Origin of the sequence: Dehalogenimonas sp. THU2 (genome assembly GCF_039749495.1) — a bacterium.
In the GTDB taxonomy this organism is placed as follows: Bacteria; Chloroflexota; Dehalococcoidia; order Dehalococcoidales; family Dehalococcoidaceae; genus Dehalogenimonas.
In genome coordinates this window covers 1-13089 of sequence record NZ_JBDLLU010000007.1, presented here as the reverse complement: position 1 = coordinate 13089, position 13089 = coordinate 1, and the positions used below count along the sequence as shown (strand labels likewise).

Below are 13089 nucleotides of genomic sequence, written 5' to 3'. Positions count from 1 at the left end.
CTGACGCATCATGTTAACCCAGTTCGGCTATGTCGGGCTTTTTTTAATTATTGCCATCGGGTTTATCCTGGTGACGCTGTTCATTCCGATTATTCTCGGCCGGCTCACCAAGATCGTGCCCAGGAACCCGTCCCAGGTTAAACAGGAGACTTACGAATGCGGTATGGAAACCACAGGGCGTTCCTGGGTGCAATTCAATTTCCGCTATTACATTTACGCGCTGATGCTCATCGTCATGGATGTGCTGGCTGTTTTTCTTTACCCCTGGGCGGCCAGCCTGGGTGATCTGGGTGTCCCCGCCTTTTTCATCGCGATGTTTTTCCTCTTCATCGTGACGGTGGGCTATTTTTACGCCTGGAAGAAAGGGGCGCTGGAATGGCAATAGAACCGCCGCGCAATTTCGCCTATTCCGACATCGAACTCGATGCACGGGAGGGCGAGATCGTCGAGAGTTTTCTGAAGAGCCATCAGACCGCTATCCCTGACCCGATAGACTGGCTGAACGCGCCGCCGTTGGCCTCCAACGTTCTTTTAACCAGCGTCGACAAAGTAGTCAATTGGTCCCGCCACTATTCGATGTGGCCGGTGACCTTCGGCCTGGCCTGCTGCGCCATCGAGATGATGTGCACCGCTGCCTCCCGCTTCGACCTGGCGCGCTTCGGTATGGAAATTTTCCGCGCCTCTCCCCGGCAGGCCGACCTCATGATCGTGGCCGGTACACTGACCTGGAAGATGGCCCCCTGGCTCAAGCGTATCTATGACCAGATGCCGGATCCCAAGTGGGTGCTGGCCATGGGCTCCTGCGGCACCTCCGGCGGCATCTTCAAAGGTTCTTATTCCGTGGTGCCCGGATTCAATAAGATCGTACCGATCGATGTCTACGTCCCGGGCTGCCCGCCGCGCCCGGAAGCGCTGTTGCAGGCTATCCTGGACATTCACGCTAAAGTCGATAAGATGAGCCCCACCAGAAGGGCGGTGGAAGGCTGATGCTGGACCTGGACTGCATCGCCGTCCACGAGCGGCTGAAGGATAAGTTTGGCGAAGGTGCATCCGCCGCGGATAACGGGCGCCTTTCGGTCAAGCCGGACCGCTTGACCGAAGTCGCCGCCTTCCTCCGCGATGACCCGGAATTCAACTTCGATTATTTGAACTCCGTCACCGGCGTCGACCATAAAACTCATTTCAGCCTGATCTACCGCCTGACTTCCCTATCACGCAAACAGCGTCTGGATTTCAGGGTCGATTTGACCGATCATGATAAACCCACCGCTCCGTCGGTGACGCCCGTATGGCGCGGCGCCGACCTTCAGGAACGGGAAATCTATGATCTCATGGGCATCGAATTCACCGGGCATCCGAATTTGAAGCGCATCCTTCTATGGGATGGCTTTCCCGGTTATCCGCTCCGAAAGGACTGGGTAGACCGTGACGCTTAAAACCGAACATTATGTCATTAACGTCGGTCCCCAGCACCCCAGTACCCATGGGGTGTTCCGGCTGCGGCTGACGCTTGACGGCGAGGTCATCATCGATGTGGAGCCGATCTTCGGTTACCTTCACCGGGGCATGGAAAAGATCGCCGAAGGCCGTAATTACACTAAGAATATCCCGCTCACCGACCGTTTGGACTACCTGACATCGATGATCAACAACCAAGCTTACTGCATGGCGGTAGAAGACCTGCTTAAAATCGAAGTTCCGGAGCGTGCCCAATATATCCGGGTTATCATGGCAGAACTCCAGCGCATCGGCTCCCACCTGGCCGGCATCGGCTTTTTCATCAACGATATCGGCGCTTTCATGACGCCCCTGCTTTACATGTTCCGCGAGCGAGAGAAGATCGTGGAACTCTTCGACATGGTGTGCGGGCAGCGCCTCAACTACAACTACATGCGCTTCGGCGGCGTTTCCATGGATCTGCCGGATGAATTCCTGCCGGCTCTTAAAAAGTTCCTGGACGAGATGCCCGGTTTTATCGACGAGTACGACAAGCTCGTTTCCACCAACGAGATCATGCTGGTGCGCTCCAAAGGCGTCGGTATATTGCCACGAGAGTTGGCGATCAACGCCTCCGCCGCCGGGCCGGTGCTCCGGGGCAGCGGGGTCAAGTGGGACCTGCGAAAAGACCAGCCGTATTCGATATACGATCGGTTCGACTTCGACATTCCCGTCGGTACCGTCGGCGATACCTATGACCGTTACATGGTGCGTATGGAAGAGATGCGGCAGAGCGTCCGCATCGTGAAACAGGCGGTGGATCAGTTGCCTCAAGGTGAGATCATTGCTAAAGTTTCCAAAATAATCCGTCCCCCCGCCGGCGAAACCTACAACGCCGTTGAAGGAGCCAAAGGGGAACTGGGCTTTTATGTCGTAGCCGACGGTACGGAGAATCCCTACCGCTGGCACGTACGCGCCCCCAGTTACATCAACCTGACTGCCCTCCGCGAGATGTTGTTGGGTTGGAAAGTCGCCGATTTGATGGCTATATTCGGCAGCATCGATATCGTCATGGGTGAGGTCGACCGCTGATGGATTGGCTACACTTCCTCATTTTCACTGTCATCCTGTTCGGTTTCGTCATCTCCGGCGTGCTCTTTTTTATCTGGTATGAACGGCGCGGCCTGGGACGTTTCCAGATCAGGCCGGGTCCCAACCGCGCCGGACCTTTTGGCTTGCTGCAACCCATCGCCGACGCCGTCAAAGTGCTGCTTAAGGAAGATCTGGTCCCGGCGCTGGCCGACAAACCGGTGCATTTTCTGGCGCCCCTGGTGGCCTTCGTCCCCGCCATGGCGGTGTTCGCCGTCATTCCCTTCGGCGACGATGCGCTCCTGGCCGACCTCAATATCGGTATCCTCTATATCATGGCGGTGAGTTCGGTGGTGGTTATCGGCATTTTCATGGCCGGCTGGGCTTCATCCAACAAGTATTCGCTCCTGGGAGCCATGCGCACCATCGCCCAGGAAGTCAGTTACGAGATACCCCTCGTCCTGTCCATCCTGGGCGCCGTGATGCTGGCCGGCTCTCTTTCATTGAATGAAATCGTCAAAGCGCAAAACGTGCCTTTCATTTTCCTGCAGCCATTGGGCTTTCTCATCTACATCACAGCGGCCATGGCCGAGATCAACCGGACGCCGTTCGATCTTTTAGAGGCCGATTCCGAGATCATCGCCGGTTTCCAGACCGAGTATTCCGGCATGAAATTCGGTCTGTTTTACCTCACCGAGTACGCCGAGACTTTGTCCGTTTCCGCCATCGCCAGCACTCTTTTCCTCGGCGGCTGGGCCGGTCCCTTCCTGCCCGGCTTTATGTGGCTAATTATCAAGATTTTAGCGGTGTTTACGCTTATCATGTGGGTGCGGGCCACCTTCCCCCGTCTCAGGATAGATCAGGTCATGGCTTTCGGCTGGAAATTCCTCCTGCCGTTGGCGCTCCTGAACCTGCTCCTGACCGCCATACTGGTGCTCACCGGCCTCTCCGACCAATTGTGGTTGGCCATACCGCTGAACTTTGGACTGGCGGCAGCGCTCATCTTCCTGATGAGCCGGCAGTTCCGCACCGGAGGCGGCCATGCCTTCAGTTAAGAATTTCGGCGAGGGGTTGGTCCGCGGCCTCCAGACCACGGTCAAGCATCTGGGCCGCAAGTGGATCACGGTGCAGTATCCGGAGCAGCGGCTGACCATGTCGCGGCGGTTGCGCGGCACCGATATCATCTGGGACAAGGAAAGCTGTATCTCCTGCCGCGCCTGCGAACGTGCCTGTCCGGTCGGCGCCATCAAGATGGAAGTGTCCCGGGGTGAAGATAAGAAGCTTAAAACCGACGATTTCGTGGTGGACCTGGGGTTGTGCATCTATTGCGGCCTGTGCATCGAATCCTGCCCTACTGGCATATCCATCTACCTGGGTTACAATTACACCGGCACCACCTACCGCTGCACCAGTTTCGAAGGGGCCAAGACCGGGACCACCCCGTCCGACGGCCGCTGTCTTGAACTGACTAAAAGCAACGATGAACTCCTGGTCGATGACGCCAAACGGCCGCGCTCCGGCTATTACCGCCCCGACACCGCCGCCAAGCTGCCGATGCAGACACTCCTCATCAACCAGACCACCTATGCCGAAGACCGGCGGAAGAAGAAGGCTAAGTAATGGAGATCGGCTTTTTCATCTTCGCGGCCGGCATCATCATTTCCGCATTGGCGGTGGTGCTTTTGAAGAACGTCTTCCGCGCCTCTCTGATGCTGGTGCTGTGTTTCTTCCTGGTAGCCGGATTGTTCGTTACTCTCTCCGCGGATTTCCTGGCGGCCATCCAGGTTTTGATCTACGTCGGCGCCATTTCGGTGCTGATCATCCTGGCTATCATGTTGACCCGGGAGATCCAGTTGGGCAGCCTCACCAACCGGCTGCGGCTGCCGGCGCTCTTTGCCAGCGGCGGAATATCCCTGGCGCTTATTGTCACCACCCTGGCGACTGATTGGAACATCTCCGAGGCGCCGCCGGTCGATAACACCACTCCGGAGCTGGCGGCTCTGCTGTTCTCTACCGACGGTTTCATGCTGCCGTTGGAGATGGCCGGGGTGCTGCTGCTCACCGCCATCATCGGCGCTATCATCTTAGTGAGGGATAAATAATGGAAGTCGGCCTGAACCATTATTTAATCCTCTCGGCGGTGCTTTTCGGCATCGGGCTCTGGGGCGCCCTGTCCAAGCGCAGCGCCGTGATCATATTGATGTGCATTGAGTTGATGCTTAACGCCGCGGCCATCGCCATGGTCGCCTTCTCCCGTTTTGTGGTTCCGGAGTTGCTGACCGGCCAGATCTTCACCATCTTCATCATCGTGGTCGCCGCGGCGGAGGCCACTGTTGCCCTGGCGATTATTATGTCAATCTACCGCAGCCGCGATACTATCGATGCCACCAAGATAGATTTAATGAAATGGTAAAGCGAGTGAACAAGAGTTGATAACGGCGCCGTTCGTCTGGGCGATCCTGCTGCTGCCTCTGGCGGCCTTCGCCCTCATCGCCCTGGTGATCAAGCCTCTGCTGAAGCTGCGGCCTGAGATAAGCGGTTATGTAGGCGTCGCCGCTATGTCCGGTGCGCTGCTGCTTTCTCTCTGGGCGCTTACCGGCGTTATAGGCGCTGAACACCACGAGATCGTCATCGCGCCGATCGATTGGGTTAATGTTGCCGGCCTCAATATCCACTTCGGCTTCATCCTGGACGGCCTGACCGCCGTCATGCTGGTGGTCATCACCTTCGTCGCCCTCATGGTCAACATCTATTCCCAGGGCTACATGCACGGCGACCCGGGCTACGAGCGTTACTACGCCTTTCTGTCTCTCTTCGGCGTCGCGATGATCGGCCTGGTGCTGTCCGACAACCTGTTCCTCACCTTCGCTTTCTGGGAACTGGTCGGCCTGTGTTCTTATCTGTTGATCGGCTTCTGGTTCCAGCGTCCCGCCGCCGCCGCTGCTGCCAAGAAGGCCTTTATCGTCACCCGCATCGGGGATTTCGGCTTCCTGGCAGCCATCGTGCTGCTGTTTGCCAATACGGGCACACTGGACATCTGCGAGCTTAACGAACTGGCTGTTGCCGGCGTCCTGGCCGGCGGCGTGCTGACATTAGCTGCGTTGGGTGTTTTCCTGGGCGCGGTGGGCAAGAGCGCCCAATTCCCGCTGCACGTCTGGTTGCCGGACGCCATGGAAGGCCCCACCCCCGTTTCCGCCCTGATCCACGCCGCCACCATGGTCGCCGCCGGTGTTTTCCTCGTCGCCCGGACTTATCCCCTGTTCGAGCATTCCACAACGGCGTTGACCACCGTCGCTGTCATCGGCGGCATTACCGCCATCTTTGCCGCCACCATGGGACTGGTCATGCATGACATGAAGCGGGTTCTGGCTTATTCTACCGTGTCGCAACTGGGCTACATGATGCTCGGCCTTGGTACCGGCGGCGTAGCCATCGCCATGTTCCACCTGATGAACCACGCTTTTTTCAAGAGTCTGCTCTTCTTGGGTTCCGGTTCGGTCAATCACGCTACCGGCACCTTCGACATGCGCCATATGGGCGGCTTGAAGAAGTTCATGCCTAAAACCTATTACACCATGCTGATCGCCTCGGTTTCCATGGCCGGGATCTGGCCGCTGTCCGGCTTCTTCTCCAAGGATGAGATCATCGCCGGATCATCCGGCCAGCCGATACTTTTCACTCTGGCTCTGATCACCGTATTCCTGACTGCGTTCTACATGTTCCGGTTGATGTTCCTGAGTTTCCACGGCGAGTATCGGGGTCACAATCACCCCCATGAATCTCCCCGTGTGATGACCGCGCCGCTGTTGATCCTGGCTGTGCCCGCTGCCTTCTCCGGTTTCCTGAACCTCACCGGCGGTTTCGGCGGTTTGTTCGGCCATGGTGAACCGATGAGCGTGATCGAGGGTCTTTTCGGCGCCTTCACCCATCCGGTAACCTGGCTATCTCTCGGTCTGGCCGCCGCGGGCATCTTCCTGGCTTACGCCATGTACATCAAGCGCTGGGTCTCCGCCGAAATTATCGCCCGCCGCTTCGGCGCCCTTTACGAACTGGTCCGGCGCAAGTACTTCTTCGATGAGTTATACGAGAAGATCATCGGCGAACTGGTGCTGCTCCGCGGTTTATTCGCCGGTTTCCAGTTCTTCGACAGCCGGCTGCTGGACAACGGGTTGAACACTGTCATCGTGCAGAACGTGATCACCCGCAAGCTTTTCGGTCATTTCAGGTATTTCGATGAAAAGGCGGTGGACGGCACCGTCAACGCCGTGGCCGACGGCACAGTATCAGCGGGATCCATATTGCGGCGCGCCCAATCCGGTCAACTCCAGACTTATGGTATGTTTATCGCTTTCGGTATTTTGACCATCGTTGTCGTCGTGTTTCTCGCCGGCTAGAGGAGGTGTTTGTTAATTGGATATGCCCTATTTAACGCTAACCATTTTCATCCCCATCATCGGGGCTCTTTTGATCGCGCTCTGGCCAAAGCTGTCGCCGAAGGCGATCACATATCTCTCTCTCATAGCCACGGTGCTGCCGCTTATCTTTTCCATTATCGTCTTTGCCGGCTTCGACCGCTCGGCGGAGATGAGCGGTGTCATTCAGTTCGGGGAGAAGGTCTCCTGGATTCCGTTGATCAACGCCAATTACTCCCTGGGCGTGGACGGCCTGTCGCTGCCGTTCCTGCTGTTGACCACACTCCTCGGCGTCCTGGTAATCCTGATCTCCTGGAAGATCGATCTCCGGGTCCGTGAATACTTCGCCTGGATACTTTTGCTCCAGGCATCGATCACCGGCGTGTTCATCTCGCTGGACTTCCTGCTCTTCTTCATTTTTTGGGAACTGGAACTCATCCCCATGTATTTCCTCATCGCCATCTGGGGGGCCGGGCGCAAGGAATACTCCGCCCTTAAATACGTTCTTTACACCCTGCTGGGAGGCGCCTTCATCCTGGCCGGTATCCTGGTGCTGTACTTCGCCACCGGTTCGCTCGATATGGTCACCATGCTCAACACAGACCTGACCGAGGTTATGAAGGCTGGTGCGCTGGCGCTGACCTTCGTCTTTTTCTTCCTTGGTTTCGCCATCAAACTGCCGGTCTTCCCCTTCCACACCTGGCTGCCGGACGCCCATACCGACGCCCCCACCGCCGTCTCGGTTATCCTGGCCGGCACGCTCCTTAAAATGGGCGGCTACGCCATGCTGCGCATCAACGCCGCCATGTTCCCGGATGAGGCGCTCAAGTTCGCCCCGATTATCCTGGTACTGGCGGTCATCAACATCGTCTATGGAGGCGCCGTAACCCTCAAGCAGACGGATATCAAGCGCCTTATCGCGTACTCGTCGGTTAGTCACATGGGCTTCGTGCTCCTGGGCATTTTCGCCCTGGGACAGCTGTCGATGATCGGCGCCTCGCTCCAGATGGTATCTCACGGCATCATCACCGGCCTGCTCTTCGCCATCACCGGCGTGGTGATGCACAATACGCATGAGCGCGCCATTCCCCGCCTGGGCGGCCTGGCCAACCAGATGCCCCGCGCCACTATCATCTTCGTCCTGGGCGGCCTGGGCGCCATGGCCGTCCCCGCCACCAGCGGCTTCATCGCGGAGGTCTGGACCTTCCTGGGCTCATTCAGCAGCGGTGTCGTTCCCGGTATCCAGGTCTTCACCATAATCGGTTTGCTTGGTATCCTCCTGGCCGCGGCTTACATCCTCTGGACCATCCAGAGGGTATTCTTCGGCCAGCCACTGCCCAGGTTCGCCGGCGTCCATGACACCGACCGCGTGGAGAACATCTTCGCCATCGTTTTCGTCATTGCCATGTTCGTTATCGGCCTCTACCCCCGTATCCTGACCGACGTCTTCGAAGGCGGCATCAAACCCATCGCCGCCCTTTTCGGAGGCTCCTGATCATGATGTCACGTTTCAAATTTGGATTTTCGAATTTGGGATTTGTTTGTAATTTGGGATTTGTGATTTGGAATTTCCGCCAAAGAATGAGGGCGGCCTAGTGGACTTCACCTACCTCATACCGGAACTGATCGTCCTCGGCACCGCCATCGCCGTGATCCTGACCGACCTCTTCGTCTCTCAGAAGAAGGTCCTCGTCGGCTCGGCCCTGGCCGGCCTCTCTGCCGCCGTTATCGCCGCCGTCATCCAATGGCCGGACGCTTCCCAAAGCCTTTTCGGCGGCATGGTCTCCCATGACGCCTTCGCCGCTTTCTTCAAGATATTCTTCCCGGTGATGGCTGGCCTGGTTATCATGGCGTCCATCGACTGGACGGATAATTTCCGCCGCTTCCGGGGTGAGTACCACGCCCTCGTCCTTATTGCCTCCCTCGGAATGATGCTCATGGCCGCCGCCACTAACCTCATAACTCTCTACCTGGCGCTGGAGATCACCGCCGTGGCTTTCTACGTTTTGGTGGGTATCCAGAAAGATAAGAAGTCCACCGAATCCGCGTTGAAATATGTTCTCCTGTCCGGCGTCGCCTCAGCGGTGCTGCTTTACGGTATGGCGCTCGTTTTCGGTTTCACCGGCACCACCGGCCTGGCGGAGATCGCCGCCTCGCTGCAATCGATGTCACCGGCCTCCATTCTCGACTCCCCCGGCCTCCTGATGGGCCTGGTGCTCATCATCGCCGGCGTGGGTTTCAAGATAGCCGCTGTCCCCTTCCAGTTCTGGGTACCGGACGTTTACGAAGGCGCCCCGACGCCCATCACCATGTACCTGTCGATCGCCTCCAAGGCGGCCGGATTTGCCCTCATCCTGCGTATCCTGGGTACGGCGTTCATCGAACCCGGCGTCCTGGCGCAACAGTGGGCGCCGGTCATCGCCGCTATCGCCGCTATCGGTATGACCATGGGTAATCTCATGGCCATTCCCCAGAAGAACATCAAACGCCTGCTGGGTTTCTCCACCGTAGCTCACGCCGGTTACATCCTGGTCGGACTGGCGGCTTTAGGTAACGCGCCGTCGCTTTCGACGCTGGCCGTCGGCGGCATCATCTTCTATCTGATCGCCTTTGCCGTGAGCGATCTGGCCGCCTTCATCAGCGTTATCGCCATCTCTCGGAAGTTCAACAGCGACAATTTCGCAAACTATGCCGGTCTGGCGCGAACATCACCTTTCATGGCTGGAGCACTTACGCTGTCGCTTTTGTCCCTGATCGGTTTCCCGCCGACTGCCGGTTTCCTCGCCAAGTTCTACATCTTCAATGCAGGTGTCCAGGCGGATCTTCTGTGGCTGGTGGTCCTGGCCGCGGTCAATACTGTCATATCCGCCTACTACTACTTTGGCGTCATCAAGGTTTTGTGGCTCCGTGAACCGGAACAACAAGGCCCGGTACCTTCTTCGGGTTCTTTGAAAACGGCGCTGGCTATCTCATCCTTCGGCATCCTGCTCTTCGGCATCCTGCCCGCCGTAGCCCTGAAACTGGCCGAAACCGCCGCCTCGGCGCTCGTTCCGTAAGGTACCTGCCTTGAACCTCATCGACTCCCACGCACACCTCGACCTGCCGGACTTCGCCCCGGACTTCGACGCTGTTTTGAAGCGTGCGACCGATGCTGGGGTCGAAACGATCATCACCATCGGCATCGATCTTCAATCCAGTAAAAAAGCCATCGAACTGGCCACCGCCCATGACAACATCTACGCCACCGTCGGCATTCACCCTTGCGATTCGGCGACGGCGACAGATGAAGCGCTCGCCGGAATCGAAAAACTGGCTGCCATGCCAAAGGTCGTCGCTGTCGGCGAGACCGGCATGGATTTCTATCACAAACCGTTTTCGGAGACTGACCAACTCAAGACCCTGCGTTTCCATCTGGACCTGGCCGTCAGGATCAACCTGCCGGTGGTCATCCACAACCGCCAGGCTGACCAAGCCATCGTGCCGGTGCTTATCGACTGGGCGGCAGCCAATCCCTCTCATCCCAAAGGCGTCATTCACTGCTTCGGTGATAGTCTCGAACTGGCAAAGCGTTATCTCGATGCCGGATTCCACATCTCGATCGGCGGTTATATCACCTACCCGTCATCGAAGGTGATCTATAACGCCCTGCGCTACATCCCCATCGACAAACTGTTGCTGGAGACCGACTGCCCCTTCCTCCCCCCGCAAAGCCGCCGCGGCAAACGCAACGAGCCATCATACATCGTTCAGACGGCGGAAGCGCTGGCTGGGATCAGGGGTATACCGTTTGAGGAATTGGCGAGGGCGACCATGGAAAATACGAAGAGGCTGTTCAGGCTTCCGTTCTAAACTTTGGCGGGCGTTGCGGAGCGCCTTAAGCATCACAACGGGCATATACAATCGAGGTGTTTACATACCGAGGGGTTTATATTCTCTCATCCAGGACATCGCTCGATCTTCCAGTTCCCTCATGAACTCACCTTTACCGTCCATATATGCCTCGATATCTTCAGGGAAACGTTCGGCCAATTCTGTCTTGAGTAAACCATATCTTGCTGCTTCCTCCGGGTGGGTTCGGAGATAACCGCGTACTGCTAGGTGACGGTGTAGTCCAATATCGCCCGTGGCGAAAATGTGTAAATGATGCGTGTGCTGCCCGGATCCTTCTCTAAAATAATAGCGACGGCCGTTTATCCCGAATTCTCCCCGTGCCTGTTAACCGATTGCCTCTAACGCCGGGGTATAATCGTCGATGATCAAGATATCTCTCACTTCACCCAGCAGATCTATGATCGGCTTGGCTGGGAGATTTGGTACGGACGTACTGCCGATATGTTCCACCGAAATGATATCTTTACCGCAAGCGGCGATAATCCGGTCTATCTCGACCTTGGCCTGCCGCGGCCAATCAGGGTCATACTCTTGCACAATGACTTTTCGCATGAGAACAATATAGCACTTTTTAACAAATATCGACGTATCATCCACCGACATACATCAATACTGCACTGTCGCAAAATTACCGGGATTGCGCTTATAATCTAAGTTAGACAATCCGTGGTTTTGGACTATTATTCGGCCAGGAGGGTACTTATGGCATCGTTTCCGGAATCCGTCATCGAATACAAAAAGCAACTAGAAAAGGGCTACATCCAGGTGGCGTACCGGGGCTTGATGGGATTTATCCTTGATCTAAAATCTCACCTTAAAAATACTCATCCCGAATTTGATATCTCTGGAAGCGTTTATCCCGGATACATGGATATGACCTATTTTCCAATTGTTACGAGGTCATTGAAAAGCCGTAAATTGAAGATCGCGATAGTTTTCATCCACGAAACCCTTAGTTTTGAAGCCTGGCTGGCGGGAGTAAATAAGCAGGTCCAGAAGGACTACAGGAAACTGTTCGAACAAAAGGATCAGATTGAATACCGGGTGTCAGCGCCGGGGAAAGGTGTCGATTCCATTGTTGAGTACGATCTGGTTACCTATCCTGATTTCAGTGATCCGGACACTTTGATAACGCATTTAGAAAATGGCATCATGCGATTTGTAAATGATATAGAGAGTTTTATAGGTGGACACTGAAACGAGGCTCATCTCCCCCTTGTCAATATACTATAAAACAGCATTGGGAATGTTTGGCTGTGGTGTTTGCGACCTCTGTTATTATGGTTGGGGACTTTAGTAGAAGTGTTTAAGCGGTTATTAGGTCAGACCGACCTCACTTGCATTAGCCCCCGGATCAAGTCGGAATCATATCTTCCCACATTTCTAAAACCCCTCCCCCTTGTTAATCTTGATTGTGACCCCACTCCCCTTATTCTGAATTATGATTATCTTCAAGACTGCATCTTTAAGGTTCTCTGGAACTCGCTGTAACTCCCACTCCCATTCCTTTGAGACATTTTTGATTATATTTTCAGGGTCCGCCACTACGATGGCTTTCAAGGCGTAGTACGCCGCCCCGAAAGCATGTTGTGCCACATGGGCCGTTCCTACCGCCTGGCCCGCAGCGCGGGCAGCAAAACAGGCGGCGCTGTCCTTTTCCGTTTCACGGGCGGCGCCATGGGCATCCAGGGATGCCTTCCGGATGGTCGCCATCTTGAACTCGCCTGTATCGGCCCATTTCCGGCATTCTTCGATGGCTCTACGAGGTCTGTCATCATTTGGGCGCGCTTTTTCGAACAATGGCAACACCCGTTCGGCGCAATCCGCCGCCCAGGAAGCCATGGTTCTTTGATCCTGCTTTTCGTATTTTTTATACGCAGTCATCGAATTTCGCTACACCTTGTAATGCCGGTGTGTACAATACCAAATTCGTATTTAACGCTGGTAATTTGAACTTCGGTAAAATTCACATTTCATGCAACTTGCCAGTTTTCCAGCAAAAGTCCCCTGGACGATTCCCCCGCACAACGTACCAGCAACCCGGGCACATCTCTTCCCATTATCAGGATAAGCAGGACAGACTCCCAACTCTTTAGATTTGGATCCTCCCCGTTGTCGCCAGTAGAATCCCCGTACGTGGTGTAAATTCCTGGAGTTGAAAAAGCAGGCCATTGTGTGGTTTCTTGAAAGCAAATAACAACAAAGACTTTCAGGAGGTAACCACGACAATGGCCAAAGACAGGATGACACTTTTGGAATT

Annotated in this window: 15 protein-coding genes and 1 pseudogene; 13 read left to right on the top strand and 3 right to left on the bottom strand. The window is 55.8% G+C overall.

What is annotated here, in order from left to right; genetic code table 11:
- The first annotated feature begins 10 nt into the window (after nucleotides 1-10).
- The 12 genes from ndhC to ABFB09_RS04855 all read left to right on the top strand — a co-directional run bounded on the left by ndhC (nucleotide 11) and on the right by ABFB09_RS04855 (nucleotide 10787).
- Nucleotides 11-385: an NADH-quinone oxidoreductase subunit A gene (ndhC, locus tag ABFB09_RS04910; protein ID WP_347000343.1), complete on the top strand. Its 375-nt coding sequence runs from the start codon at nucleotides 11-13 to the stop codon at nucleotides 383-385.
- Nucleotides 376-987, top strand: a complete 612-nt coding sequence (locus ABFB09_RS04905; protein WP_347000342.1) for an NADH-quinone oxidoreductase subunit B family protein — start codon at nucleotides 376-378, stop codon at nucleotides 985-987. The genes ndhC and ABFB09_RS04905 overlap by 10 nt, the downstream gene beginning before the upstream one ends.
- Nucleotides 987-1436, top strand: coding sequence for an NADH-quinone oxidoreductase subunit C (locus tag ABFB09_RS04900; protein ID WP_347000340.1), 450 nt, complete (start codon nucleotides 987-989; stop codon nucleotides 1434-1436). Before ABFB09_RS04905 ends, ABFB09_RS04900 begins: the two co-directional genes overlap by 1 nt.
- Entirely contained in the window at nucleotides 1426-2529 is a 1104-nt protein-coding gene (locus ABFB09_RS04895; RefSeq protein ID WP_347000338.1) for an NADH-quinone oxidoreductase subunit D, read from the top strand. The genes ABFB09_RS04900 and ABFB09_RS04895 overlap by 11 nt, the downstream gene beginning before the upstream one ends.
- Complete coding sequence (nuoH, locus tag ABFB09_RS04890) at nucleotides 2526-3581, top strand: NADH-quinone oxidoreductase subunit NuoH (RefSeq protein WP_347000474.1); 1056 nt, start codon at nucleotides 2526-2528, stop codon at nucleotides 3579-3581. The genes ABFB09_RS04895 and nuoH overlap by 4 nt, the downstream gene beginning before the upstream one ends.
- Nucleotides 3568-4146, top strand: a complete 579-nt coding sequence (locus tag ABFB09_RS04885; protein ID WP_347000336.1) for an NADH-quinone oxidoreductase subunit I — start codon at nucleotides 3568-3570, stop codon at nucleotides 4144-4146. The genes nuoH and ABFB09_RS04885 overlap by 14 nt, the downstream gene beginning before the upstream one ends.
- Entirely contained in the window at nucleotides 4146-4628 is a 483-nt protein-coding gene (locus ABFB09_RS04880; RefSeq protein ID WP_347000334.1) for an NADH-quinone oxidoreductase subunit J, read from the top strand. The genes ABFB09_RS04885 and ABFB09_RS04880 overlap by 1 nt, the downstream gene beginning before the upstream one ends.
- Nucleotides 4628-4939 carry an NADH-quinone oxidoreductase subunit NuoK gene (nuoK, locus tag ABFB09_RS04875; protein WP_347000333.1) on the top strand — a complete coding sequence of 104 codons (312 nt, stop codon included), beginning with the start codon at nucleotides 4628-4630 and terminating at the stop codon, nucleotides 4937-4939. The genes ABFB09_RS04880 and nuoK overlap by 1 nt, the downstream gene beginning before the upstream one ends.
- 16 nt (nucleotides 4940-4955) lie before the next feature.
- A complete protein-coding gene (nuoL, locus tag ABFB09_RS04870; RefSeq protein WP_347000331.1) occupies nucleotides 4956-6920 on the top strand; it encodes an NADH-quinone oxidoreductase subunit L in 1965 nt (654 codons plus the stop codon).
- A 22-nt stretch (nucleotides 6921-6942) separates the two neighbouring features.
- On the top strand, nucleotides 6943-8433 hold the full coding sequence (locus ABFB09_RS04865) for an NADH-quinone oxidoreductase subunit M (RefSeq protein ID WP_347000473.1): 1491 nt from the start codon (nucleotides 6943-6945) through the stop codon (nucleotides 8431-8433).
- A gap of 100 nt (nucleotides 8434-8533) precedes the next feature.
- Complete coding sequence (locus ABFB09_RS04860; RefSeq protein ID WP_347000329.1) at nucleotides 8534-9994, top strand: NADH-quinone oxidoreductase subunit N; 1461 nt, start codon at nucleotides 8534-8536, stop codon at nucleotides 9992-9994.
- Nucleotides 9995-10004: 10 nt separating this feature from the next.
- Nucleotides 10005-10787 carry a TatD family hydrolase gene (locus ABFB09_RS04855; RefSeq protein WP_347000328.1) on the top strand — a complete coding sequence of 261 codons (783 nt, stop codon included), beginning with the start codon at nucleotides 10005-10007 and terminating at the stop codon, nucleotides 10785-10787.
- Nucleotides 10788-10847: 60 nt separating this feature from the next.
- On the opposite strand, the pseudogene ABFB09_RS04850 reads toward ABFB09_RS04855, so the two are convergent.
- Nucleotides 10848-11381, bottom strand: a pseudogene (locus ABFB09_RS04850) (GrpB family protein).
- A gap of 150 nt (nucleotides 11382-11531) precedes the next feature.
- Between ABFB09_RS04850 and ABFB09_RS04845 the strand changes: the two are divergent.
- Nucleotides 11532-12026: a hypothetical protein gene (locus tag ABFB09_RS04845; protein ID WP_347000327.1), complete on the top strand. Its 495-nt coding sequence runs from the start codon at nucleotides 11532-11534 to the stop codon at nucleotides 12024-12026.
- Nucleotides 12027-12212: 186 nt separating this feature from the next.
- Here the strand turns inward: ABFB09_RS04845 and ABFB09_RS04840 are convergent, their stop codons facing one another.
- Both ABFB09_RS04840 and ABFB09_RS04835 read right to left on the bottom strand, forming a co-directional pair.
- Nucleotides 12213-12713 (bottom strand): putative immunity protein, encoded by a 501-nt coding sequence (locus ABFB09_RS04840; protein WP_347000326.1) that lies wholly within the window; start codon nucleotides 12711-12713, stop codon nucleotides 12213-12215.
- A gap of 89 nt (nucleotides 12714-12802) precedes the next feature.
- Nucleotides 12803-13089 (bottom strand): hypothetical protein (locus tag ABFB09_RS04835; protein WP_347000324.1); only part of this gene is annotated, 287 nt, incomplete at its 5' end.